General features: G+C 42.4%; 27 protein-coding genes and 1 tRNA gene. 7 read left to right on the top strand and 21 right to left on the bottom strand.

The annotated features are described in order from the left end of the window. Positions 1 to 305 precede the first annotated feature (305 nt). Together HFD99_RS11950 and HFD99_RS11945 are read right to left on the bottom strand one after the other, a co-directional pair. The gene (locus HFD99_RS11950) at positions 306 to 1,442 is read right to left on the bottom strand and encodes a polysaccharide deacetylase (protein ID WP_102997815.1); all 1,137 of its coding nucleotides are present in this window, start codon (positions 1,440 to 1,442) and stop codon (positions 306 to 308) included. A 1,019-nt stretch (positions 1,443 to 2,461) separates the two neighbouring features. After that, positions 2,462 to 2,773, bottom strand: a complete 312-nt coding sequence (locus HFD99_RS11945) for a hypothetical protein (RefSeq protein ID WP_025364546.1) — start codon at positions 2,771 to 2,773, stop codon at positions 2,462 to 2,464. A 983-nt stretch (positions 2,774 to 3,756) separates the two neighbouring features. Between HFD99_RS11945 and HFD99_RS11940 the strand changes: the two genes are divergently transcribed. Beyond that, on the top strand, positions 3,757 to 4,341 hold the full coding sequence (locus tag HFD99_RS11940) for a helix-turn-helix domain-containing protein (RefSeq protein ID WP_013370447.1): 585 nt from the start codon (positions 3,757 to 3,759) through the stop codon (positions 4,339 to 4,341). A 200-nt stretch (positions 4,342 to 4,541) separates the two neighbouring features. On the opposite strand, the gene HFD99_RS11935 is transcribed toward HFD99_RS11940, so the two are convergent. From HFD99_RS11935 to HFD99_RS11925, 3 genes are all read right to left on the bottom strand, one after another. Further along, the gene (locus tag HFD99_RS11935; protein ID WP_225164868.1) at positions 4,542 to 4,790 is read right to left on the bottom strand and encodes a hypothetical protein; all 249 of its coding nucleotides are present in this window, start codon (positions 4,788 to 4,790) and stop codon (positions 4,542 to 4,544) included. 264 nt (positions 4,791 to 5,054) lie between these two features. Beyond that, positions 5,055 to 6,140: a GntR family transcriptional regulator gene (locus HFD99_RS11930; protein ID WP_123797069.1), complete on the bottom strand. Its 1,086-nt coding sequence runs from the start codon at positions 6,138 to 6,140 to the stop codon at positions 5,055 to 5,057. Between the two features lie 191 nt (positions 6,141 to 6,331). Continuing rightward, a complete protein-coding gene (locus HFD99_RS11925; protein ID WP_123797067.1) occupies positions 6,332 to 7,483 on the bottom strand; it encodes a sn-glycerol-1-phosphate dehydrogenase in 1,152 nt (383 codons plus the stop codon). A gap of 167 nt (positions 7,484 to 7,650) precedes the next feature. Here HFD99_RS11925 and HFD99_RS11920 point away from each other — a divergent pair, with 167 nt between their 5' ends. Then, positions 7,651 to 7,854, top strand: coding sequence for a hypothetical protein (locus HFD99_RS11920; protein WP_123797066.1), 204 nt, complete (start codon positions 7,651 to 7,653; stop codon positions 7,852 to 7,854). Between the two features lie 109 nt (positions 7,855 to 7,963). On the opposite strand, the gene fabV is transcribed toward HFD99_RS11920, so the two are convergent. Both fabV and HFD99_RS11910 read right to left on the bottom strand, forming a co-directional pair. After that, a complete protein-coding gene (gene fabV / locus HFD99_RS11915) occupies positions 7,964 to 9,142 on the bottom strand; it encodes an enoyl-ACP reductase FabV (protein WP_123797064.1) in 1,179 nt (392 codons plus the stop codon). Positions 9,143 to 9,357: 215 nt separating this feature from the next. Continuing rightward, entirely contained in the window at positions 9,358 to 9,714 is a 357-nt protein-coding gene (locus HFD99_RS11910; protein ID WP_017425873.1) for a winged helix-turn-helix transcriptional regulator, read from the bottom strand. Positions 9,715 to 9,911: 197 nt separating this feature from the next. Between HFD99_RS11910 and HFD99_RS11905 the strand changes: the two genes are divergently transcribed. Next, positions 9,912 to 10,442 (top strand): NAD(P)H-dependent oxidoreductase, encoded by a 531-nt coding sequence (locus HFD99_RS11905; protein WP_123797129.1) that lies wholly within the window; start codon positions 9,912 to 9,914, stop codon positions 10,440 to 10,442. Between the two features lie 92 nt (positions 10,443 to 10,534). On the opposite strand, the gene HFD99_RS11900 is transcribed toward HFD99_RS11905, so the two are convergent. Next, a tRNA-Leu gene (locus HFD99_RS11900) sits at positions 10,535 to 10,619 on the bottom strand. A gap of 379 nt (positions 10,620 to 10,998) precedes the next feature. Between HFD99_RS11900 and HFD99_RS11895 the strand changes: the two genes are divergently transcribed. Beyond that, a complete protein-coding gene (locus tag HFD99_RS11895) occupies positions 10,999 to 11,433 on the top strand; it encodes an N-acetyltransferase (protein WP_123797062.1) in 435 nt (144 codons plus the stop codon). A 101-nt stretch (positions 11,434 to 11,534) separates the two neighbouring features. Here the strand turns inward: HFD99_RS11895 and HFD99_RS11890 are convergent, their stop codons facing one another. Together HFD99_RS11890 and HFD99_RS11885 are read right to left on the bottom strand one after the other, a co-directional pair. Then, positions 11,535 to 12,044: a GNAT family N-acetyltransferase gene (locus tag HFD99_RS11890; protein WP_123797060.1), complete on the bottom strand. Its 510-nt coding sequence runs from the start codon at positions 12,042 to 12,044 to the stop codon at positions 11,535 to 11,537. Positions 12,045 to 12,116: 72 nt separating this feature from the next. Beyond that, entirely contained in the window at positions 12,117 to 12,632 is a 516-nt protein-coding gene (locus HFD99_RS11885) for a hypothetical protein (protein ID WP_090887418.1), read from the bottom strand. A 311-nt stretch (positions 12,633 to 12,943) separates the two neighbouring features. Here HFD99_RS11885 and HFD99_RS11880 point away from each other — a divergent pair, with 311 nt between their 5' ends. Beyond that, positions 12,944 to 13,441, top strand: coding sequence for a hypothetical protein (locus tag HFD99_RS11880; protein WP_104495881.1), 498 nt, complete (start codon positions 12,944 to 12,946; stop codon positions 13,439 to 13,441). Between the two features lie 198 nt (positions 13,442 to 13,639). Here HFD99_RS11880 and nspC read toward each other — a convergent pair whose 3' ends face one another. From nspC to HFD99_RS11845, 7 genes are all read right to left on the bottom strand, one after another. Next, entirely contained in the window at positions 13,640 to 14,779 is a 1,140-nt protein-coding gene (gene nspC / locus HFD99_RS11875; protein ID WP_016819677.1) for a carboxynorspermidine decarboxylase, read from the bottom strand. A gap of 8 nt (positions 14,780 to 14,787) precedes the next feature. Continuing rightward, positions 14,788 to 15,987, bottom strand: a complete 1,200-nt coding sequence (locus tag HFD99_RS11870) for a saccharopine dehydrogenase family protein (RefSeq protein WP_016819676.1) — start codon at positions 15,985 to 15,987, stop codon at positions 14,788 to 14,790. 316 nt (positions 15,988 to 16,303) lie between these two features. Beyond that, the gene (locus HFD99_RS11865; RefSeq protein ID WP_123797058.1) at positions 16,304 to 16,564 is read right to left on the bottom strand and encodes a bacteriocin immunity protein; all 261 of its coding nucleotides are present in this window, start codon (positions 16,562 to 16,564) and stop codon (positions 16,304 to 16,306) included. Between the two features lie 155 nt (positions 16,565 to 16,719). Then, the gene (gene htpG / locus HFD99_RS11860) at positions 16,720 to 18,600 is read right to left on the bottom strand and encodes a molecular chaperone HtpG (protein ID WP_013370428.1); all 1,881 of its coding nucleotides are present in this window, start codon (positions 18,598 to 18,600) and stop codon (positions 16,720 to 16,722) included. Positions 18,601 to 18,781: 181 nt separating this feature from the next. Next, a complete protein-coding gene (locus tag HFD99_RS11855; RefSeq protein ID WP_016819673.1) occupies positions 18,782 to 19,405 on the bottom strand; it encodes an SMI1/KNR4 family protein in 624 nt (207 codons plus the stop codon). 156 nt (positions 19,406 to 19,561) lie between these two features. Further along, positions 19,562 to 20,875 carry a PQQ-binding-like beta-propeller repeat protein gene (locus HFD99_RS11850; RefSeq protein ID WP_039276995.1) on the bottom strand — a complete coding sequence of 438 codons (1,314 nt, stop codon included), beginning with the start codon at positions 20,873 to 20,875 and terminating at the stop codon, positions 19,562 to 19,564. Positions 20,876 to 20,930: 55 nt separating this feature from the next. After that, positions 20,931 to 21,404: a hypothetical protein gene (locus tag HFD99_RS11845; RefSeq protein ID WP_039277373.1), complete on the bottom strand. Its 474-nt coding sequence runs from the start codon at positions 21,402 to 21,404 to the stop codon at positions 20,931 to 20,933. A 132-nt stretch (positions 21,405 to 21,536) separates the two neighbouring features. Between HFD99_RS11845 and HFD99_RS11840 the strand changes: the two genes are divergently transcribed. Continuing rightward, positions 21,537 to 22,670, top strand: coding sequence for a phosphodiester glycosidase family protein (locus HFD99_RS11840; RefSeq protein ID WP_039276994.1), 1,134 nt, complete (start codon positions 21,537 to 21,539; stop codon positions 22,668 to 22,670). Positions 22,671 to 22,800: 130 nt separating this feature from the next. Here HFD99_RS11840 and HFD99_RS11835 read toward each other — a convergent pair whose 3' ends face one another. The 3 genes from HFD99_RS11835 to HFD99_RS11830 all read right to left on the bottom strand — a co-directional run bounded on the left by HFD99_RS11835 (position 22,801) and on the right by HFD99_RS11830 (position 24,147). Then, positions 22,801 to 23,250 carry a DUF6386 family protein gene (locus tag HFD99_RS11835; protein ID WP_123797056.1) on the bottom strand — a complete coding sequence of 150 codons (450 nt, stop codon included), beginning with the start codon at positions 23,248 to 23,250 and terminating at the stop codon, positions 22,801 to 22,803. A 224-nt stretch (positions 23,251 to 23,474) separates the two neighbouring features. Next, complete coding sequence (locus HFD99_RS25685; protein ID WP_014599622.1) at positions 23,475 to 23,573, bottom strand: hypothetical protein; 99 nt, start codon at positions 23,571 to 23,573, stop codon at positions 23,475 to 23,477. A gap of 100 nt (positions 23,574 to 23,673) precedes the next feature. Next, entirely contained in the window at positions 23,674 to 24,147 is a 474-nt protein-coding gene (locus tag HFD99_RS11830; protein WP_123797054.1) for a hypothetical protein, read from the bottom strand. 150 nt (positions 24,148 to 24,297) lie between these two features. On the opposite strand from HFD99_RS11830, the gene HFD99_RS11825 reads away from it, so the two are divergent. Continuing rightward, positions 24,298 to 24,636: a helix-turn-helix domain-containing protein gene (locus HFD99_RS11825; protein WP_016819667.1), complete on the top strand. Its 339-nt coding sequence runs from the start codon at positions 24,298 to 24,300 to the stop codon at positions 24,634 to 24,636. A 146-nt stretch (positions 24,637 to 24,782) separates the two neighbouring features. On the opposite strand, the gene HFD99_RS11820 is transcribed toward HFD99_RS11825, so the two are convergent. Further along, a complete protein-coding gene (locus HFD99_RS11820) occupies positions 24,783 to 25,052 on the bottom strand; it encodes a YciI family protein (protein WP_375761839.1) in 270 nt (89 codons plus the stop codon). Between the last annotated feature and the right edge of the window lie 41 nt (positions 25,053 to 25,093).

The raw sequence follows: 25,093 nt of genomic DNA, 5'->3' as shown, positions 1-25,093 counted from the left end.
TGTAATATATGCAGCGACGTCGTCACCCGTAAAGTCATATGACCTGTGCATAGATATCAATTCATAGATTCATATAAAACAAGCTGTGAAATTCACCATTTCCGAGCAATACAATAAAAGCACCTTCAAAGCCCCTATAAAGGAGCGATAAAGGTGCCTTACTTATTTTTTGAGGGAATATAACAATTGTGCATCTACTTTATCCATGACGCTTGGTTTCTGCTTATCGTTTATATAAAAAAACAGGCTACCCCCTCTCAAAAAATTGAAGTAGGGCAGCCTGCTTTCCTTTCAAGTTTATTCTATTAACGGTGATCGTTCCAAAAATTAAGCGGAGTCAGGTTATCATTCAACGGCTCGAACGAATATCCTTCTTTCTGCAAGGCCGCCATGATTTGTGGAAGCACCTTGATCGTAGATGGCTTATCATGCATAAGAACGACTGGTGTTCTACCTTGCTTTTTCAGTCTCTTAATATCACTGAGGACCGTCTGTACAAAATGCTGCGGATTTTTAGTATAACGCCAATCATTGGAATCTATGTTCCAGTCCCAAATATGATAGCCTGCACCCGTCAGTTGATCACGGTATGCTTTCTTCAAATAGGGTTTGCTGCCATAAGGTGTACGAATCAAAGAAGTGCGTTTCCCTGTGGCCTTAAATAAAATCTCATTATCCTGATTCATCTCTGCCAGTGCTGCTGCCGGGGATGCATAGATCTTTTTCACCTGGTGTGTCATCCCATGCAGGCCCAAACCATGCCCTGCGTCTACCATTCTCTTCATCACTGCGCTATGTTGACGAATTTCAGGTCCCAACATGAAGAACGTAGCCTTGGCATTATATTTGTCCAGAATATCCAGCAGCTGCGACGTGTGCGCCGTTGGACCATCATCAAAGCTCAAATAGATTGTACGGCTGGAAGGCTTGGCATTTCCCGTGCTGCCTGTATTGCTAGTTTTGCCTGGCTTAACAGCTGCATACTGTTTAATTTCTGCCGCAAATGTATTCAAGAACTGAGCATCAGACAAACTAGCGTTTGCATTCTGAATTCGATACACATTACTCGTAGGAATCGTAATAGTGAAGCCAAACGCATCGGTCAAAGTGCGGATTGGCACCATCGTACGTCCTCCACGTTCAAACACATCACCCTTGTTCAAATCCAGCGTAAAGCTGCGATTATGCCCAGTCAGCACCAATGTATTTCCATTGGCCGAAGTAGAAATGCCCATCTTTTGCCCCAGTGTCACGATAGGAACATACAACTTATCATTTTCCATTACGGGCTTAATTGTATTCGAATCTAGCAACACATCATTGACCCCAAGTAAAGGAGCCTTCGCTTGTGCACTCGCTGTATTCGTATGTATACCCAGCAACCCCAAACAACAGATTGCCATCAAGCATACAGCCATCCATTTTACTTTTAAAAGCTTCATCATTACACCATCCTGTGCTGTATTTTATAATGTGCGGGAGCTATCTCTAGCTTGTCTATGAAGTTATACAGACATGACGATATAGACATGGCAATATAGACATTCACTCAACATATAGAACATAAACGCATCTCGACCGACTGAACCGGACGTCTTTTGGCCCCCTATACATATTAATAGATTACCAGACTATAGTAGGTAAATATAGTAAAACAATTTGAAAACAATCTCGCAATCCATCTTACCAAATAAGTTACAAAGTTGTGAATAAATCGACCGTATTTAGAAGAATAAAAGTGGAATGGATTGTATGCCTCCTCCTGTGTAGAAGCTATATACCTCAAATGTCATAGTTATGTTACTAGATTTATAGAATTATACGAACACAAATAAAAGCACCTGAAATCACCATAAGGAATTTCAAGTGCTTTATAATTTTGTTTTAAGTTACTCGTATAGTCGTCCTTTGCAGCTTTGATAATGACATCATATACACGCGTTTTTCCTTATTATTTGGCATCAGGAAAATTATCCTTGATTGGTGGGGTAGAGTCCCAACTTATCAGTTTAATATGCTACTTAGCAAGTAATTCATTTGTATTGGAAAATTGAGTGTTAATAGTCCTTCCATCATTTTCAAAAACCCTTCCATCTTTTTTAATAATAAAGCCTTCTTGTTCAATAAATATAAAGTCAGCAGATCCATTTTTTCATTACATTTGAGAATTAATTAGCAGCTTCTTTACCGAATGTATTCTGAAGACCAATACAAGTATCTCTTATAATCCATGCTTGCACACAGTTAGTGTTATGGACCCAAATATTAGAGGTTAGTGATGTGATAAAGAGATATAATTATCAACCTCATACATGTGGTAGAGGCATATAAGAGGATCTTCATGCGGATCTTTCGTAGTATACCGCCCGATTCATTGGGCATTTGGTGGGGGTAAAAGTAAAGACCTTGAGAATGGTATATTTTCAAAGTCTTTCTCTTGCCCAAACTTTTTTAAATGCTGTTACTTACCATTCATATTCATTAGCCTTCTCTTCTCATCTAGCCATTCTTCTTCTCTTCTCACCCATTCTTCAGGGCTTAATTTTTCGTCCGTCCAGAACGTAGAAGAGTCTGCAGCATTACCATCTTTATCTATTGCAATAACAGATGTCCTACTTTTACCAAAAACCAGATTGGGACAAATTTGGTGACCATCTTGGTTGTAAGTTAAACAATGAACACCTATATTTCCCTTACAACATTTTGAATCATGATTCTCTTCATTATCTTCATAGAAACAATTTGCCTCTAGAATAATATGTTTCCATCCCATAAGACTCCTCTTTAAACTTAATAAGCAGCATTTAATTCCCTAAGGTCGGTCTTGTAGTCGTGTTGATCATTCCAAGTCACTCAATTATACCGTTCTCAAATTACTATAAGCCCGGTAAGAACCATAAACTCAGGCAGACACATACTTTCTACCATTTGGGGCACCATCTAGATACTCGAAATTCAGACTTGGATGGTCCGGATTCTCCTTGAAATTGCTTAAAAGCTGTATCCGCTTTTTCTTGTATATTTTTTTAGAATTTTATTATATGTTTGTTGAATTACCACTATTAATATTCCACACGTACCTATACTGTGCACCAAATACTAAGGTCGCTTACGAGGTGCGTTTGGAACTATCGACTGTCATGTTGTAAACCGTTGCCTGCTTGTGTAATAATTTAATACTGTCTTTCTTAAGTGCATTCCCGTCACTCTGAATAAGCAAGTCTCAACCTTGAAATTTTTAACAAACGTCCATCCCTTGTCCTATCCCCCCAAAACAGATGGCTATCGGTAGATTCAATCATCTGACCGCTCAAATGAATTTTGTAAATCTAATCCGCTTCGTAATTGAGCGTAGCCATAACCTCTTTATAAGCTATCTCGCCAGTCGTTTCATCCTTAGAGAGAACCTTAACTCCGATCTTAATTACATTTACCATACCATTTCCTTTTCACAAATCATCTAGCTGTATAACCTCCCTTTTTCTCGTCAAAAAATTGCATGTTGGGCTGTAAAAACCCACTGTTCTCTCTGTACAACCTTACAATCATAAGAGAAGAACATATTACCTCCATTTCCATAAAAAATGTCACATTTTAATATATCGACACCTTAAACTTCCATTTTTATAGGCCAAATGGACCTTATTTTCCATAAACCGGTTAAGCCCATGGGATTAAAAGAAAATCAGGAGAAGAGTCACTTGCAAAGCCCCCTTCGGGTATAGTAGTATGTGTTTAAAAAAAATCGGAGGGTATATGCCTAAACAACAAGACAAACATTCCATTCAGGCGTGGTCTCTGATCAATCGCAAATATTTGGGAAAAGGCGTGCGTGTCAAACGTTTTCGCAAACCAACACGCTGTCAAGTACGCAATCGCGTTTTGCTTGCCGTTTTGATGGCTAATGACATTAAACTGTCCCAACTTGCCGAGGAGCTTTCCATCTCCTCTCGCAGCGTCAGCGCGTGGGTATATGAAGGTCGCATTCCCGGCAACACTAATCTGGAAAAGACGTGTAATACACTTGGTTATCCGCACCATATTCTATTTAATGAAGAGGTTGTCCGGCGTTCACCGCTCATTTGTCAACCATCACCGTCCCGTTTCATGAAACGGACTGTAACTCGTTCTCCAGTTAAAAACCGGATTTTGGCGGGTTTGTGCATGGTACATGATATTTCGGTGACTGATGTCAGTCATTGGATTGGCGTTCACCCGGGTACATTTCGGAAATGGTTGCATCAGGGTACCGTTCCTTCGCAAACCTTCCAGGATCAGGCGGAACAGTTTTTCCGTATTCCAAAATCCATTTTGTTTGCTGATGCCATGCTGAAAAAGTAACAATGTCCTTTAAAACGAAACGATTGAAATTTTCATGAAAGTCTTTGAAAGGAACGCATTACCATCTTTCATTCAATGAGACTTTCACATCATGTGATTTACAGAATATAAAAGCAAAAAAGCACAGTCTGCCGATTCTGGCGTACTGTGCTTTTTAGATAGTAAAATTTAAATGCTTCTTGCTTATAATTTGTAACTTCTTAGGAATGAGTGCTTGCCGCTTCAGTTGAACGTCCAGCTTCTGCCTTGGTGGCCTTCAGCCTTTTCATAACCGGGTTGCCCCCACATCCAAAGTAGTCGTGAAGACGGCTGTATTCCTCATAGAGCTTATTATAGATGTCCACGTTCTCAGGGATTGGCTTGAAGCTCTCTTCACGCATACGTGCCATATGACGCGCTGTTTCGGCGATTGTCATATCCTCCGCCCCAACTTCAGCTCCCATAGCCATGGCTGCCAGTTGACCTCCCAAACGTCCTTATTTAATGTTTCTAACATACATAGGTCACTCTTCTTACTTTCATTTCTGGCACCACTCTCATCGCACACTTGTACGTACAACTAACTAATCAACCTTTTTTATATATCTTTTTGATAGATTTATGTACACATTTTCAAAATGTATAGAAAAACAGCCCCTTTTCTGCAATCCAGAAAACAGGCTGCTCCGTGTATCCAGTAACATACCATCAACTTAAAATTAACTAAATATTTCCTAAGCTGGCCCCGTGGATTCGCGTACAATTAACTCTGGGGGTATAATCCATTGACGCTCTTCTTCACGATATCCCTTTTCTTCAATCATCGATAGCATGGTATCGGCGGCACGTAACCCCAATTCTTCCTTGGGGTGCCGAATGGTTGTAAGTTTGACTTCCGTGGCTGTCGCCAAAAATGAATCATCAAACCCAACCAGTGATAGATCCTGGGGAATACTGAGGCCCGCCGAACGTACAATATCCAGCAGCCGCACCGCCAATTCATCATTATAGGTCACCCATCCGGTCGGACGTTCCCTTGTCTCCATCGCCAACAGCTGTGATGCGCGTTGTAACGGAAGCTCATTTTTTTCTTCAGTCCGGTACGTCGTTACTGCGTTTGGATGTAACGTCACTCCATATTTACGGTGAGCGGCTACAAATCCCTTCATCCGCAGAATTCCTTGCATATCATCGGTTTTGAAAAATCCGGCCAATCGCCGGTGCCCCAGCTTGATCAAATGCTCTGCCGCCAAAAAACCACCCTTTTCATCATCCAAACGCAAACAAGGTGCATCCATCTCCTCATAACGCGCATTGATCATTAAATAAGGGATTTGGCGATTCTCCACGGTTAAATAATAGTTCAAATTGGGATTACGTTCCCCGCTTTTGGTCGGCTCAATAATAATTCCGCTCAGTGGTTGACTCAGCAGCATTTCCAAGCACTGACGTTCTTGTTCAGGGTCATTGCCTGTGCTTGATAGCAGCAGCTTGTAGCCCTGCCGGCTTAGCTTGGATTCAATTCCCTGTACAATGGATGGAAAAATATAATCCGATATATAAGTTGTCACAACTCCAATCGTCCTTGGATTTTCAGGCTGCTTATGATCCCGTACCGCGACAAAGGTTCCTTTGCCCTGTATGCGAAGCAGCCAACCTTCCTGTACCAGCTCACCCAGCGCCTGACGCACCGTTTGCCGACTAACTGCAAATTGTTCAGACATTTCATGTTCAGAAGGAAGCTGGCTTTGCGGCTCCAGTCTAGATGAATGAATCCATGATAAAATCTCCTGTTTAACTTGTATATATTTGGGCGCCATAATGTCCTCCGTACTTGCCATATCATGTACCTATTCGTATTCCGATTATAGCATATCGTCCATTTGTACATACAAATGTAACAAGAGCAGGTTATTGTTGTATAGCTGCCGGAGGCGTAAACCCACTCACAAATCACTTCCTCATGCTTAAACTGAGTATCTAAAGGACTCTAGTGTAGGTGTAACACACATTACGAACGAAGTAACTGGTGTTCATTCATATACTTGAGTCCGGTATAGCGATCACGCAAAGTATGTGCCGTGCGCAAAGCACGAGCAAGTTGTTCCTGTGTAACCCCCAGCTCGGCAATGGTAGACGGACCTCCCACCTGAGCTAGCCATGCACGCATCTGTTCCGATGTAGGCAAAGTCCGATATACTTCAAATGCCTCCACATCCTGAGTGGCAGCCAATTCCCTATACATGTCAGACAGCAAAGCGGAGGCAACGCCCACCTTGGCACCATGCAAAACTTGCTTGCGCCCCTCTGCAATAAAATCCATTTCAATTCGGTGAGAAATATGATGTTCTCCCCCTGAGGCAGGACGGGAATGATCAATCATCAACATCGAAATACCGGATGCAATCAGCGCATTCATCAACACCTCGACCCCTGCCTTACTGCCGGTCGCGATCTCATCGACATGCTCTACACAAGCACGTAAAGCCTCCTCGGTAATTCGATTAGCTACAGGTGAATACGGCTCGTTTCCCAAATCTCTGGACACATGCCAGTCCGCTAATGAGGTAAACTTACCGAGCATATCGCCAAAACCCGCGGCAGTCATCACTTGAGGGGCACTTGCCAGTACGGACAAGTCAGCGAAGATCGCCTCCGGCGGAACGGCTTGGAACGTCTGCTTGCTGCCATCCACAATTAATGGGGCCCCAGCTGAGGTAAAACCATCTACAGATGCAGCCGTTGGGACTGACAAGAACGGACGATTCATTTTATAGCACACAAAGCGAACCAGATCATGAATCGTACCTGACCCTACAGCAAGCACAGCCTGACTTTGATCCGCCACACCCAGCAGAACCTTCATGATATAAGTTTCATCAGCAATAACATCCCCTACCGCATTCGGAGGCAGCCGAACTACATCAACTGTCAAACCTGCTTCACGGATTAATTCAGCTACTTTCTTCCCTGCTGCCGCTGAAGTATGCTCATCCTCTACTAGAGTAACATGCTTATAATTCTGTTGATTCAAATAAGAAGCAATGGATTCAAGTGCTCCATCCCGTACCTCGATAAACAATTCAACCTTTCGGTGAGGATGATCAGTGTTACTAGCCTGCGCCTCTTCGTTCCACAGCTTAATCTGCTCATTCATATTCATTTCATCAGCCTCCTGAAAAAGGAATAATTTGTACAAGAATGATCCATACTAATAATAGATTCCGTTTGAAAACGATTACTATTTAATTGTACGCACAAGTGTGGGTACAAGTCCAGAAAAAACGTACAAGTTACGATTCAATTCAACCATTCGAAAGGAACAAGATTATGAAATTTGGAACAGATATTGCCTGTGCGCTCGGTTTACTGGCAGGTACAACGTTTGGCAGTGGGGTTGCTTTTTTGTTCGGCTGGCAAGCTTATCGTGCACTGACTTCTGTCACGGTTTTTGGCATTGCAGGGATTATCATTACCATTGCCGTTTTTCGCTTGCTGCACCGAAAGTCGCCTTCTACGTCCAATTCTCAATGAATTCTGTTGAAAGCCAGACCATTTTAATTTGACTGCATACATAAAAAAACGGGCCTCACAAGCCATTTGCAGCTTGAGAGTACCCGTTTTTGGTTTAGCACATTTTCACCTAAGTTGTGTGAACTTCTGGATCAACGTCCAATTCATAATCAATTTCATCAAAACCGAATCCAAACAATTGAAGGAAATCCAGACGATATTGCTCAAGATCACCCAGTTCGGATACGTTTTCGGTAGTGATCTCAGACCAAGCCGCTTTAACAGCTTGCTGCACATCCTCTCTCATTTCCCAGTTGTCCAGACGAATGCGTCCTTCATCGTCTGTTTCCACAGTGGACCCACTGTATAATGCCTCGAACAGACGTTGCGCCTGCTCAATACAACCCTCGTGCAGTCCCTTTTCTTTCATGACCTTAAACAGTAAGGAAATATACAGAGGCACAACAGGTATAGCCGAACTGGATTGTGTAACCAAAGCTTTATTCACTGAAACGTAGGCCTTCCCACGATAACGCTCCAGTTGCTTTGTTAACGTATGTGCTGTGGCTTCCAAATCATTTTTAGCTTGGCCAATGGTTCCTTTACGATAAATAGCCTCCGTAATCTCAGGACCAATATACGAGTAAGCCAGTGTGGTTACCCCTTCAGCCAGCAGGTCGGCTTCTTCCAACGCTTTTAACCACAGGGACCAATCCTCGCCACCCATGACCGTGATGGTGTTATCAATCTCCTCCTGCGTTGCTGGTTCAAGCGTAATTTCCGACACAACACCTGTGTTCGTATTCACCGTTTTATTCGTAAACGGCTGTCCAATGGGCTTGAGAACGGAATTAAAGGTTTCTCCCGTATCAGGATGTGTCCGTCGCGGTGAGGCGACACTATATACAATCAGGTCTACCTTGCCCAGCTTTTCTTTGACCAGCTTCAACGTCTCCTGCTTAATTTCATGGGAAAAAGCATCTCCATTAATGCTCTCCGCTATGTAGCCAGCCGCTCTGGCTGCTCTTTCAAAGGCCACTGTATTGTACCAGCCTGCCGAAGCCGTGCGTCCCTCTGAGGCAGGACGTTCAAAGGATACTCCTACGGTATCCGCTCCCATACCGAAGCTCGCAGCAATGCGGGAAGCCAGTCCATAACCTGTGGATGCTCCGATCACGAGTACCTTTTTAACTCCTTGTAGTGACGTGCTGTCTTTGATGTAGTCGATTTGACGATTAACGTGAGCCGCACATCCTGCAGGATGCGCAGTCGTACATATGAAACCACGAATTTTCGGTTTAATAATCATTGCAAGGGTCCCCCTACTTTGGCATTCATTTAATATTGATGGAATGGTTGTCCAGTCATAACTATATTACAAATCAGCTTATGGCTCAACATATAACATAGTCTTGAAGGTAAGTGATCAAATACTATGACACAGATATCCCCGAACTGCGACTCTACGCCAAAAAGAAAATCGCCGTAAACATCATAGTCTACAGCGCTCTTTAACTCCAATATTCATTTGGACTTATTTTCTAGCAATATCACATCTTCTCCTTTCTCTTGTCTTATTTTGATATTAGTCCTTCCCCAGGTACACATTAAATCAATAATTTCATTTGCTGTAATTCCATATTCCGTTATATAGTACTCCACTTTTGGAGGCATTTGATTATACACATGTCTGCCTATGATCCCATCCTTCTCAAGTTCACGAAGTTGCTGTATAAGAACCTTTTGAGAAATGCCTGCAATACTACGCTGTAATTCACTGGTCCTCTTTCTACCAGACATTAATAAGCATATGATTAAGGATTTCCACTTACCTCCGATGATCTCCAGTGTTGCTTCTATGCCTAAATTATATTGTTTCATACGACCACCTCTTCAAGACTAAAATAACTAAGTTTATCGAATTCATTTTATAATCACATATCTTCACTCTAAGTACCACGCACACTTTCAAGTAACTATATTACTTTATTGTGTGTATTTACATTTTTTATAGCCTACAGAATAATAATACGTATCCACAAAAAGCTAATGATGCGATGTAAGAAAGGTGATTGATGATGAAGACTCTCGTAATTTTAGCACACCCGAATATTGAAAATTCCAGAGTAAATCAAAGATGGAAACAAGAATTACTTCGATATTCCAATGAAATTACAATTCATGAAATTTATAAAGAGTATCCCAACTGGAAAATTGATGTTTTGAAAGAACAAAAGTTACTTGAAGCACACAGCAATATCATATTTCAGTTCCCTTTATACTGGTATAGTTACCCTCCTCTATTAAAAAAGTGGTTTGATGATGTTTTTGCCCATGGATGGGCTTATGGTTCAAAAGGTGATAAGTTAAAAGGAAAGAAGCTAGGGATCGCCATGTCGATTGGCGATAAAAAAGAAAACTACTTATCTACGGGTTCCGTTACATTTACGGTAGATGAAGTTATAGCCCCTTTTAAAGCAAGCGCAGTACATGTGGGCGCCGTAACATTACCCTATTTCGCTGTCTTCGGAGCCTCGTTTCAAGCAAGTGATGAAGACATTAACCAGAGTGCAAAAGATTATATTAAATATATATTCCAGCATAAATAAAATGGCTGTTTAATAGCACGCATCTTAACCATATAAAAACAGGCTCTTGGAGGCATTCAGCCAATCCAAGAACCTGTAATTGTTAGGTATAATGCGGTCGAGAGGACTCGAACCTCCACGGGGGGTTAGCCCACACGGACCTGAACCGTGCGCGTCTGCCAATTCCGCCACGACCGCATACTATGTATTGATGGCGATACTTTAATCGCCGTAATTAAAATTATATCTTGAATAGAGCTTAAAAGCAAGCCGATTTATATTATATTTTCTATGAATAATGCTAGTAAATATAAGAAAATCACTGGATATCACCAACCAGATATGGTAAGATGAACGCATCAGGAAAGGAGGTGCGTCAACATCAATAATCATATGTTGAGCGTATCCCTTACCCGGTCCGTTATTCTCTAATTTGCAGAGTTGACGGAGGCGCGGGATACGGATCAAGGCTTTAATTAAGCGCCACGGGTAAAAAGACCGTCTACGGACGGTCTTTTTTATTTCAGTATCATACTTAATATAGATAAGATTACATAATGTGAAAAGAGGCGTTACAATGTCAATTAGACCTGCGAAAGTAGAAGAGTTGAAAGAACTGGTAGCCATTTGGCTGGACGCTTCCGTAGAAGCCCACCATTTTATTGCTCGGGAGTATTGGACATCTAAAGCTGCCGAGATGGAGAACAAGTACCTTCCCCTCGCTCAGAACTACGTTATCATACAAGATGACCATACGATCGGCGGCTTCATTTCCATGATGGACGGATACTTGGCTGCTCTGTTTATACGGGTTGATTCTCAAAGAAAAGGCTATGGCAAATTACTATTAGATTGGGTTAAGAAGCAGCATGATGAGATTCAGCTAAAAGTGTACCAGTCCAACACGAAAGCATTTAACTTTTATACTAAAAATGGATTTGCGATACAAGAGGAATCTGTGGATGCTGAAACTGATGAGAAGGAATTTGTGATGATATGGACAAAACATTAATGATAATGAAGCACCTCTAGCTTTTTAGAGCAAAGGCTCCGCTCCCGTATCCATACGGAACAAGCAGAGCCTTTTACTTTTATCTACTACTGTCTAGTCTCTTATTTAAGCCCATAAACCTCGGTATATAAAATCTCTTTAAACGGAGTAAATTCCTGTTCAGACAGCGCACCTGGATAGCTCATAATTTGAAGCCGCAGATCCGTCTGTCCTTCTCTTAGAGGGGGCTGTACATATTCAAAATGGTTCAGATGGAATCCCATTCGTTCGTAAAAACCAATTCTTCTCCGTGACCATCCATCCACTGGAGGCTCAACCTCCAGCACTACCGGTTGGTCAGACTGTGATATAAATCTACCCATAAGCTTTTTGCCTAATCCGCCACCTCGTATACGGGAATCTACCGCGATATGCTCTACAAATTGAAAATGTTCAAATTCCCAGCCCGCCAAAAAAGCGACTATATTCCCCTGCTCATTTTTTTCAGTGATAATACGATAGCTAGGATGCTTCAATAAAGCCTTTTGAGCCTCAAATGTCCTGCATTCTGATGCTGGAAAAGAAGATTCCATAATCGCATATATTTCAGAAAAATCGTGTTCATTTATCATATATCCCTAGCTCCTTTACCTCTACATCCCCCCAACGACAACAGCCTGTCTTTCATTAAGAGAAAGAGGGGGTTAGACCTTGTTTAATTCCATAAGCGTCAGCAACACGTGTTCCAACAACTCTGAAATATCCTCCATCTGATCTTCGTTAATTTGCCTGGAAAATCGGAGTTCAATCCTGTTTTGGTATGTAGACGTCTTCTCTCCGTAAATCTGACTTAACGTTTGTACTGGTCGAAGTTCGGGCTTCCAAATGTCGGTCAGTATATTTTCAATCCGGCTGCATTGTGTCACAATCTCTCGAATCTTCATATCAAAATACAGCAACAAGCTACATCCCGGAGTTTGATCTTCCATTTCCAATATTTCTGCAGCCAGGTTGTTTAAATCCATCTTTAGTTGAAGCTCTGCCGTCACACCCGGCTGTTCTCTCAGGCTGAACTGTACGCCAAATTCACGGGACATTACCGACATCTCCAACCTATCGGTCCGCTGTGTAATGTTAATACGAGAATCCAGATTATCCAGATCGTAAACCGCATTTTCTATAGCTACTTTTAAATTATCAAAAACGGTCGGGTCGAACATGTGCAATTCACCTCTGCCTATCGTTACAATTTATTATCCAAGTCATGCCTAAGTATGTTCCTAATCTAAAGAGTATACCATATATATTTTCCTCCAAGAAACCTAACCTTTAAACAGATCCCTTAGAACAAACTTATAAACATACAAAGTGCAATCTTGTAACAAAATGTTCTATTATATCTATTTTATTGATAAATATTCCTTTTCATTATTCCAATTCCCTGGTTAATGATATACAATAAACTCGATCGTAATTACTAATATATTCATATAAATGAATATAATTCACAAAAAAGGAAGGAAATTTATCAATGAAAAAAATGTTGTTAACTTCATTAGGCCTGACACTTATGTTAAGTACTTCTGCCAGTGTCGCTTTAGCCGAAGAAGCAAATTCTGTACCAGTAGCAAAGGAATCAACTCTAACCTCTGTACTTGAATATAATGAACAGGAGCCAAATGATAGTTTTGAACAAGCTAACTATTTTTTTATAGGTGATGCTGTCATCGGTACCCTTGGTAAAGAGGTTCAAGGAGGCTGGGAAGCCTACGATGTATTTAAAATTAAGGTTTTTAGATCGAACGAAGTTCAGTTTATAATTGAAGGCGACAAATACCCTGATTCTTGGATGGAACTAACTCTTTACGATAGTAATGGTAAACGAATTAAACGTTCAAAAAACGCCCAATATTCTTTAAATGCTGATCTTGAAAAAGGTAAGGAATACTACCTAGCTGTCGATGTACCAGGACTTCAACCTGGAGGAAAGGTATTCGACTATAAAATCTCTACTGAAGTTATAAGGTAGCCTAAATAAATTTATGTAACTTTCCAAATAGTTAAATTATTATTTACTGCCTGCTGTTGTGTTGGATACATACAAAAGGCGCGTACAAAAATCAAAAAACTCTAACTATACCAAGAGCCTAGCCCTTTTTTTAAGGGGCTAGGCTCTTTTTTAAGATCATGCAATTGGTACACTCTGTTATTTCACATTACCCTTGTCTTACGACAAACGCGAGCTAAAGTCCTCGTAGGAGAACTGACGGATTACCTTGATGCCTTCTTCGTCATTGTAGCTGGCGATGGCTGGCAGGTTGACTCCGTTGAACATGTGGTTTTTGACCATCGTGTAATGGGCCATGTCGCAGAATACAAGCTTGTCTCCTGGCTTCAATGGTTCTTTAAAGGAATAGTCACCAATGACATCGCCGGCCAAGCAAGTAAGTCCACCGAGTCTGTAGGTATGTGCATATTCACCAGGCTTGCCTGCGCCAATGATGTTCGGGCGGTAAGGCATAGCCAGTACATCAGGCATATGACATTCAGCCGAAGTATCCAGAATGGCAATGTCCATTCCGTTCTTCATTGTATCCAATACAGTCGCAACCAGATATCCGGTGTTCAAGGCGATGGCTTCGCCTGGCTCAAGATAAACTTGCACACCGTATTTATCCTGAAAGTATTGAATACAACGCACCAGCGTGTCCAGGTCATAGTCTTCTCTGGTAATATGGTGACCGCCGCCGAAATTGAGCCATTTCATTTGCTTAATATATGGCCCAAATTTCTCATCCACGACTTTAATGGTGCGCTCAAGCGTATCAGAATTCTGTTCACACATCGTATGAAAATGAATACCGTCCACGCCATCCAGATCCTCAGGTCTAAAGTTAGCCAGAGTCACACCCATTCTGGAGTTGTTGTAGCAAGGATCATACAGCGGCGTTTCGATTTCCGAATATTCCGGATTTACTCGAATGCCGATGTCGATTTTTTTGGAAGTTACGCCTTGCACTCTGCTTTTGAAGCGTTTCAGTTGATCAAAGGAGTTGAAAACAATATGATCAACATACTCCAATAGCTCATCAAATTCACTGTCAACATAAGCAGGTGCGTATACGTGAACCTCCTTGTCCATTTTCTCGCGACCGAGTCTTGCTTCGAACAACGAGCTGGAGGTTACGCCTTTTAAGTATTTGCCAACCAGAGGAAAGGTCGAAAACATCGAAAAACCCTTAAGAGCGAGCAGAATACTGCAACCAGTCCGCTCTTGTACAGAATTCAAAACCTCAAGGTTTTTGACAAGAAGTCTTTCGTCAACAAGATAACAAGGTGATGGGAGTCCGGTAATATCAATATTCATCGCAGACCTCAATCAAGCAACGTTGGCGTAAAGTTCTCTTGCCATGGCAATCCGTGTTTATTTAGTGCTTCCATGAATGGATCTGGATCGAATTCCTCAACGTTGTAAACGCCTGGTTTTTTCCAGAGGCCTTTGATAATAAGCATTGCACCGATCATAGCCGGAACACCTGTTGTGTAAGAAATGGCTTGGGAGCCAACCTCTGCATAACATTCTTCATGATCACAAACATTGTAAACATAATAGGTTTTTGGCTTTCCATCTTTCACACCTTGGATGATGCAGCCAATGTTTGTTTTGCCTTTTGTTCTTGGTCCCAGAGAAGCCGGGTCCGGCAAAATAGCTTTCAGGAATTGCAGTGGAATGATTTGTTGCCCTTCATAATCAATAGGCTCAATCGAAGTCATGCCTACGTTTTGAAGTACGTTCAAATGATTCAGATAATTGTCCGAGAACGTCATCCAGAAACGGATTTTTTTCACGCCTTTAATATTCACTGCAAGAGATTCCAGTTCTTCATGGTACAAAAGATATATATTTTTCGGTCCAATTTCAGGCAGGTCGTATACCTTTTTCTCAGAAAGTGGCTCAGTTTCAATCCATTCTCCGTTTTCAAAGTAACGGCCTTTCGCTGTAATTTCACGAATATTGATTTCCGGATTAAAATTAGTTGCAAAAGGATATCCGTGGTCCCCTGCATTCGCATCCACAATATCAATCGTATGAATTTCATCAAAATAGTGCTTTTGAGCATAAGCCGTAAATACTCCAGTCACGCCTGGATCAAAACCGCTGCCCAGCAGAGCTGTAATTCCTGCTTTTTCGAATCTTTCTTTGTAGGCCCATTGCCAGCTGTATTCAAACTTCGGCGTATCCGGCGGTTCATAGTTCGCCGTATCAACGTAATGAACACCTGTCTCAAGGCAAGCATCCATTATCGTCAAATCCTGATAAGGGAGAGCCACATTGATAACTACATCCGGTTGAAAGCTTCGAATCAAGTCAATGACCATGTCGGTGTTGTCAGCATCAAGCTGAGCCGTTTGGATCTTCGTACGACCTCCACCCAGCTTCTCTTTAAGCGCATCGCATTTCTCAACAGTTCTGCTTGCGATACAAATTTCTTCAAATACATCTGGGTTTTGGCAACATTTATGCACCACAACGCTGGCCACGCCACCGGCGCCAATAATCAATGCTTTTCCCAAAATAAATAACCTCCTTATTCCATACGCTAATCGCTATTCATTCTTGCAAACAAAATGATTATAAAGACATCCCACCAAATAATCAAGAAAAACGACAATTTGCTGTGTCAAAATTCACAGGGGCATGTCACAAAAATTTTACAAACCCCAAAATTAGGCATAAATTCTCCGTAAAGCGAGCAAAAAGCAAACATTTCTCCATACATTACAGGGAAGCCAGCACACCTTTAACGGAAGTTTTCTTGAATATGATGCTCATAACCTTTAAAAAAATTATATTATCTTATTTTTTAACAAAAGACTACCCCTCCGCATGCTATGAAGAAGATTCATGAGGGGGTAGAATAATGGGCTGATAGCGTAATGCTTCATCTACAATCTCTGCCGCGCTCAAATCACGGTCATTCCAGTAGATCAAATTACTAATCCCCGGATGAGGTGTATTTTGCATGACTACGGTCAGCATGCTGTCGAGTTCCTCCTCTGTTCCCTCGCCTCTGATGATTTTTTCCACCAACTGTATAAGCTCACTTCGGCTTAAACTTTGGGGGTTCAATGGATCTCGATCCAGACTCATACAATCGCCCTCCTAGGTATTGAATAGTCGGCACAGTGCAAGGCCTTATGCTTCTACTATAAGCGTTATACGGCCTATTATGGAGCTTTAAGAAGTGTCATAAGAAATAAAGCCGCCCCCGGTGTGGGAACGGCTCTATATCGTAATAAAGCGTATTAAACCATGATTTTGCAAATATCGTTCGTGAATTCAACCGGATCTTGCAGTGGCAAGCCCTCGATCAGCAAAGCTTGATTGTACAGTAATGCCGTATAGAGGTTCACTTTCTCCTTATCCTCGGCAAAGGCTTCTTTCAAAGAGTTGAACACCGCATGGTTCACGTTGATTTCCAGCACTTTATTTGCTTTGACATCAGCGTTATTCGGCATGGCGTTCAAAATTTTCTCCATCTCAATAGTCACTTCGCCGTCAGCGGACAGACATACCGGATGTGTCTTCAAGCGCTTGGAGGCTTTAACACTGGATACTTTGCCTTCCAGCAAGCCCTTCATGTACTCGAACAACTCCTTGTTGTCGTTTTGTTCCGCTTCAGTTTCTTTCTCATTTTCGTCAGACTCAATGCCCAGATCGCCACTCGATACGGATTTGAATTCTTTCTCTTTATAGCTTAAGAGCATTTTAATAGCGAACTCATCAATATCATCAGTGAAGTACAAAATTTCGTAGCCTTTATCGGCCACCAATTCGGTCTGCGGTAGCTTTTCAATACGCTCATTGGACTCCCCGGAAGCATAATAAATATACTTTTGATCCTCTGGCATACGAGATACATATTCGTCCAAAGTAACCTGCTTTTTCTCTGTAGAAGAGTAGAACATAAGCAGATCCTGAAGGGTTTCTTTATGTCTGCCGTAATCGTTGTACACACCAAATTTCAATTGTCTTCCAAATGATTTGTAGAATTGATCATATTTCTCCCGATCATTTTTGAGCAGAGTCAACAGCTGGCCTTTAATTTTGCTTTCAATATTTTTGGCAATCAGCTTCAACTGACGATCATGCTGCAGCATTTCTCTCGAAATGTTGAGTGACAGGCTTTCGGAGTCAACCATACCTTTCACAAAGCTAAAATAATCCGGCAGCAGGTCAGGAGATTTTTCCATGATCAGCACACCGTTGGCATACAACTCAAGCCCTTTTTCATATTCCTTGGAGTAAAAATCAAACGGAATATTCTCAGGAATAAACAAAATCGCTTGGTACACTACCGCGCCATCCGCACTGACATGGATATGCTGGAGCGGCTTGTCGTAGCCATAGCGTTTTTCCGCGTAGAAATTTTGATAATCCTCGTCGGTTAGCTCGCTTTTATTTTTTCTCCAGATGGGCACCATGCTGTTAATACGCTGTTCTTCTTTGTAATCCTCAAACTCGTTGTCGCTTCCTTCTTTCAGACGCTTGCCTGTAACATCCATTTTAATCGGGTAGCGGATAAAGTCGGAGTATTTTTTAATAAGCGCTTTTAAACGGTACTCGTCCAAATATTCGTCGTAGGACTCATCCTCGGTGTTTTCCTTGATTTTCAGAACAATCTCGGTTCCGACCTCGTCCTTCTCAGCCGCCTCAATGGTATAACCGTCAGCACCTGTAGATTCCCATTTATAAGCAGTATCGCTTCCCAAAGCCTTGGTTGTTACTGTAACTACATCTGCTACCATGAAAGCTGAATAGAAGCCGACGCCGAATTGACCGATAATGTCATGACCATCCTTGGACTCATTTTCATTTTTGAATGCCAGTGAGCCACTTTTAGCAATGACGCCCAGGTTATTTTCCAGTTCTTCCTTGGTCATCCCAATCCCGGTATCACGCAGAGTTAGCGTTCTATGATCCTTATCGGCAATTACTTTAATATAATAATTCTCTTTGTCAAAGACTAATTGATCGTCAGTCAGTGCTTTGTAATAGATTTTGTCAATCGCATCACTTGCGTTGGAGATCAGCTCTCTTAGGAAAATTTCCTTTTGAGTGTAAATCGAGTTAATCATCATTTCGAGCAGACGCTTGGACTCAGCCTGAAACTGTTTTTTCTCCATTCGAATATCTCCTTTCAAATATAAACCTATGTAAGGCCAGCGGATAAGAGCTATGCAAACGATTCAGCTTTGTTAGCACTCCCATCATTCGAGTGCTAGCCTACCTTTTTTATAACATTCCTCATTTTTTATGTCAATATCTTGGTTAATCTGCATAGTAAAATTCCATTTCAGGGAATCGTTAGTGCCCGATTTGCTTAAACATAACGTTAAACATTTCGACAGTGGATGGAAACAGCCCCTGCACATGGGGAAGCAGGTTACTCCTAATCTGTAGCTCATCCTCATCCAAATGCCGGAGATCCTCGTGAAAGAACCAGACAATAGGATAATCGCCGTCCTTATGTCTGCTGCCTACATTTAAACATACAGGGCCTTGATCGTCTTCTGCAATGGCAAATGGAATATAGCCTGCTGACAACAAAGGTGACCATTGATCGATCAAATCATAAAATGCCTTTAAGCCTTGACCTGCTGGCAGACGTGGAAACTCTACAAACGTACAATCGCTCCAGTATACTCCCGGAATAGATTCATTATCGAATTGTAAAGATACATAATGGTAGGACATGATAAAATTCCTCAGCAGAAGCGGCAGCTCAAAATGGTATTTTTCTTCCATTTCCCGAACTTCCTGTTCTGTAATCTGTGAAGGAAGGGGCTTCCACTTGATCCATCCCTCCTCATCGACGTTCCCATCACGCATTTCGAACGGTACATTTTCTTCCACATCCATAAAAAAGGCTTCATCCATCTGTGCAAATAACTCCTTCATGGATGTGCGAATATCCGCTTTCTTGTCCATGTCCTCACACCTCTTTCCTTTTTATTCGCATTTTGCATCATAGATGTATGCCTCATGCGTCTCTATATGAGAATAGCATTGCAATCATATGCCACTATACTTTTTATGTTCAGCTTATCAGAACTTGCTTTTTTCACCATTTGCGGAATATTAGTATTACCAGCGCAATGGCTCATAGTTACGCCAGAGCAACCAACGCTCTATCTCGTGAATTGGAGCAGTGCCAATGGTATATTCATCCTTGGTACCATGCTGCAAATCAATCAAATGAAGCATACCGCCATACGTTCCAACCGCCAACATGCCTTCATCAGATGTAACTGCCAGTCCAGATATCGTACTTCCGACAAAATAGCGCCAAAGTTCACGTCCCTCTCGATCCATAAGACGGAGATATCCGTAGGCATCACCTAGAATAGCTCCTTGCGTCAGCGCTACTGCAGCGTATACTCGCATTTCTTCATTTATTATCGGCCATTCTTCCGTATTCTGAGCAAGTCCCTGCTCCACTTCGGCAACCAGCACCTGAATGGTGGCACCGTTGTAGAAATGACAGGCATTGTACCAGACATCCAGATCATCTTTGGAAAATAGAGCATAATGCGGATAGCTGGAGCTCGGCTCCCATGTATGCACCGTCTTATCCGTTAAGTCCATGAGCAAATGCTCACTCATCTGGCTTCCATAAGCGATCCAGCGTCCATCCTTCGACACAGCTCCATGCGCCATATCCGCAATCGTGTCTTCCAGCCCCAATTCTCTTCGTTCAGACGCCTTGGGATGGATCAAATCCACCTGATCACCAGCCAGCAAATAAACACCGTAACCGCAAACCAGCAACAGGCGCTGCCCATCGCCAAACGGAATCACTTCATCTAATATATCCTCAGGGTGTTCCTCATCCGCCAAGCATTCCAAGTCAGGAATAGATGCTTTTAAGCGGACACGTATATCCGTCCATTGAAAATGCGCTGTCTCTTCGCCTTCCAGGTTCTGGTCCGGGTGACGAATAATCCGAATCCCTTGTCCGTCCACCAGCGCAAAATAACTCCCGTCCGGCGAACAACCTACACGATGCAGTCCAGGGATTTGCCTGATTCCATCTTTCCCCGTCACATAGATCTTTCCGCGTTCCCGAGGACTGCCTGCATGCAGAATAACCTCATTGCTTCCATTCATAAATGCCATCGGTCTAACGGCTTGCAAGGCCTCTTCAAACGCTGGTGTAAGCGGCCAGGATGCAACCGGAATTTCCCGACGTAACTGCTCTGTTTCCCCTGCCTGATTCGCTTCCTGAATCATACGAAAAATATCTTTGGCCAGCTTAGAGCGTTCGTCCTGCTTTGGCTCTGGCTGCTCCTGCTGCCACTGGCTTTCCATACCGATTCTGACAAATTCGTTCACATCTGCGGCATACCTTTTTCCTTCCTGTCGCCACTGTGCTGCCAATTCATGATTCAACCAGCTCATTCTGCTCCCCCATTCCAGTCGTCTATGTATGCCCAGTTTGTTCTACAAGCTTTATTCATTCTGTTAGGTGGTTTCTCACCTTCGTCAACACAGACCACAGGTCTGTCACTGCTTTTACCTCCTCATAATCCAGGTAGGCATCGTACTTTTCGTAATATTTGACCGCCACAATCACCATCTGAATCGTCACTGGCTGTCTAGCAGCCTTAAGAACTTCTACAATACTTTCAAAGGTGGCCAGCTCAAACCAGGTTTGAACCTGACGATCTGATATCCATAGGGGAATATACTCGTCCTGTTCGTTGGTTGCGGCTGTACCGTCCTCTGCACATTCCTCCAGCCAATGCTCATCCAAATAATAAATGGGTGTTTGAACAGGGTCCTGATCCCATTGATCCACATTCACATATAACCAGTTATTATGCAGTTGCCCCACGCTGCGCACCAATTCCTGCAATCCTTCAAATACACGATAAGAAGGGCGCTCCCTGCGACGGTAATCCTCAAGTCTTGTCTCATACCTACTCATCTCCAGCCACCCCATTTTTGTATCATCCAAACACTCAAAATTCGCGTAACATACATTTATAACTCATAAAACCCGATATAAGTACAAGCACCTTGTCAATAGTTAAGACTACATAAGGAGATTGATCTATTCATGAAAAGAATCACCGCACTTATTATTCTGTCTATGCTCTTACTTGTAACCCCGATCTACGCTGCTGCACCAACACCTATGCTGGTTTATGTGGATCAGAGTAACCACTCCTTCATCCCGCTTCGCCTCCTAAACAGCTATGAAGGGATCACGTTTCACAGCAATCCAGCAGACAAAAAAATAGAAATTGCGCAAGGCAATACCCGGCTTACATTACTTACGGGACAATCTACTGCTAAAGTGAATGATCAAACGGTTCGTATGCAAAATGCACCTTTTACCGACAACGGCGCTACCTATGTACCCTTACAGTTCATCAGCCAACATCTAAACCTGCAAGTCTTATGGCTAAAAGAAAACTCAGCTGTGCGTATTACGCAAGGTACAACGTCTGTTACGCTTCCGGTACTTACCGGCAAGCTACCCGGAAGCACTACCCCCATCACGACAGCTCATAAAAGCTTCAAGGTTGGGTCTCGTGCCTTTTCCGCTAAGGTGGTCACCATCTCCATGCTCCATCCCAAGGTGAGTTTGGACGTAGCACTGGCGGGGGATACCCTTGGTAAAGTGGAAAACTTAAGCAGTCTCGCCAAACGCAATCAAGCGGTTGTAGCCATTAATGGCACATTCTTTGACGCCTATACCAAAAGCTCCTACAAGACACCTTACGGCTATCTGGTCAGCCATGGCAAGATGTTGAAAAAAAGCTCCGGCGATCAACGCACTGTCTTCACCTACGATGCTAACCATTTAGCCGAGCTCGTGTCGGGCTCTGCCTTTGAACAACGGTTAACAACCCAAGGTAGCGTCGAAGGTGCTCTTCAAGCTGGACCTCGTCTGGTCACGAACGGCCAGGTTTCCCTGAATGTCAAAGCCGAAGGCTTCAAGGACCCTAAAATATTAACAGGCGGCGGCGCCCGTAGCGCACTTGGAATTACTAGGGATCATAAGCTGATCCTCCTGACCACAAGCGGAGCGACTATTCCGCAGCTCGCCCAAATGATGAAGCAGGCTGGCGCTTATCAGGCTATGAATCTGGATGGCGGTGCTTCCAGCGGACTGTACTACAACGGCTCTTACCTCACCACACCCGGCCGCCAAATCAGCAACGCCATTATTGTAAAGTATCAATAGACGAATAAAGCGCTGTTCTCACGGATATACAAGCCGTGGGGATAGCCTTTTTCATTTTCCCAGTCACGGTTATTATAGATTCTCTGTGTTGAAGCGGCTTGCCTGATCCGTTACAGTTTGATCCTACAATCTACAATCGAATCAGACTGGTAAAGCTATTGCTGCCTTCGCTTCCTTTTTTAAAAGAAAGGTATATACGGTTATTTTCTCTGCTGGCCAAGCATTCATAAAGTCCGGGTTGCACAGATAGGAATGACCCTCCCCATACACAATCAGGTTCCAACTCACCACCTGTGACTTCTTCTCCTGCACCAATAAATATGTTTCCTGAGGGAACCTTCAAAAACAGCCGCACCATCGGCTGCTCGATATGATCTGCTATCACAACCTCATACGTCCCGTCCGCTCCTAGATTCAAAAAAGCAGCGTTTCCCGCATTTAACTCCCCTAGCTCGTCCTCTTCGATGGACCACCAATCAGGCTCATCGTTCAAGCGATGCTTCAGAGCTTGCGTATCAAATAGGCAAAGAGTCGCCGTGTCTGTCGTAAATTGAAATGGATTGATTGCCATGTTCATCATGCGATCCTCCTGATAATAGCCAGCGAATTTCCGTTTTTTCACGTCTTCCGCTATCCAAATTGCTATACACTTGAGGGAAATTATCCCTGTATGTAAAGTATAACAATGCTTGCAGGGCCAGACAACATACTAGCACTACCATCCATTCTGCATTAAAAAAGCCCTCCCTCACGCTGTCGTGAAAAAGGGCCGCTTTGTGAATTTTAAGAAATCTGAACCTGCTGTTAGATCAGAAAAGATTTGGTGATAATCACCAACAAAATGAACAATACCAAAATCGCGCCTGTGGATGTCCATGCTCCACCGTAACCTACTTCACCCATATCTAAATCCCTCCTTGCGTTAAAGCTTACTCTTATCGTATGTAGAAAAGCGGATAACGACAGGGCGAATCGGCAAGTTTATTTGCCATGGAGGGGCTTTTTAGAAAATGGCCTGATACGTTTCGGATAAATCAGTTATGACTCGGGATGACAACTGGCAGAGAATGTCGTCGGTTCTGCGCAGTATCCTGCTCACATCCTTCTGCTTCATCTTTTGAAGGAGCGGGTTTTCTAGCTGGGATGAAAGAAATTGAATGGTACCTATAAATACAACAACATCCAATCCCGGGTTGGTGTCAGTATGTAATAAGTGCAGCAAATCCGCCATGGACAAAAGTCCCGGAGGGGAAATGCTATTAGTTTCTTTCATATATAGAGCTTTTACCATGGAGGTTAACGCCCAGTCGCAGAGGATAATGCAGCATTGGAGTTGGTTATGCTTGTAAAGAATTTGAGCTAGTTTCATATGGTATTGGGCTAAGGTGTGGAAATCGGTTATGGAATGATGTAGGTGTTGTACGGGTCTGGGTGGTTGAGTGGGACTTGCAATATAGGTAGAAGGAGCTTCTTTCATATCTATTCCTCCAGAGAATTTAAAGAATAGTCTTATTATACTCCAAAGCAATACTTATAGATATAATTAATAACAAATATACGATTCTTAATCTCATGTTTACCCAAGAAAATCTTGTCTACACTTTTTAGTATGAAGGGGTGTAGATGTATGCTGGACAAAGAAGTGTTAAAGCTAGTTGGGGCTAGAATAAGAGTTTTACGCAAAGAAAAAGGTCTCTCGCAAGAAGCACTTGGGGAAAAAGGTGGATTTCATTTTACATACATTGGGCAGATTGAACGTGGAGAAAAGAATGTTTCCTTGATAAATGTAGCTAAAATTGCAAAAGCACTAGAAGTAAACTTAGTTCAGTTGTTTTCATATGTAAGCGAGGACCCCAAAATTGTGGAGTCTGATGAAGATATTATAGAAATTATTACAATGCTCAAAAAATCGAGTCCAGAGAAAGTACGTTTGGCGAGGAATGTGATACGGGAGATTATCAACTAAGAAGATTCTCAAAAATTGTGAGAGCAATCTCTTGGGGGAATAAAAAAAGGACTATACTTTTCATTTTCAGAAAATCATAGTCCTCATTTTCTATTTTAATATAAAAAAGGCACCTCGTTTTTTGTTCTGACCTTCTTAGATGGAATTTAACGCAACAGCCATTCCTTTATTGTCAATGTAGAAGAGCCATTTTGAATGAGTGGATCTAAATTTCCAATCTTTGTCGCCTCCTCAAGTGACGCTGCTTTTATTAAATAAGCGCCTCCCGTTCCATCACTAAATGGACCATACTTCTCAAGAAGTCCCTCTTTCTTCAACTTATCCAGATGGTCATAGTGTCCTTCGATATCATCCGCATTGAACTTGATTGTTCGTGTAGTAATTAATAAAAAGTAATTCACTGATTTCCCCTCCATATTTCTCTTGTAATAAAAAATATCTAGCGTTCCTTTAAGAA

The organism is Paenibacillus sp. EKM301P (assembly GCF_011800295.1).
In the GTDB taxonomy this organism is placed as follows: Bacteria; Bacillota; Bacilli; order Paenibacillales; family Paenibacillaceae; genus Paenibacillus; species Paenibacillus polymyxa.
Note: the sequence above shows the minus strand (reverse complement) of the source record. Positions and strands in the feature narration are given on the sequence as shown.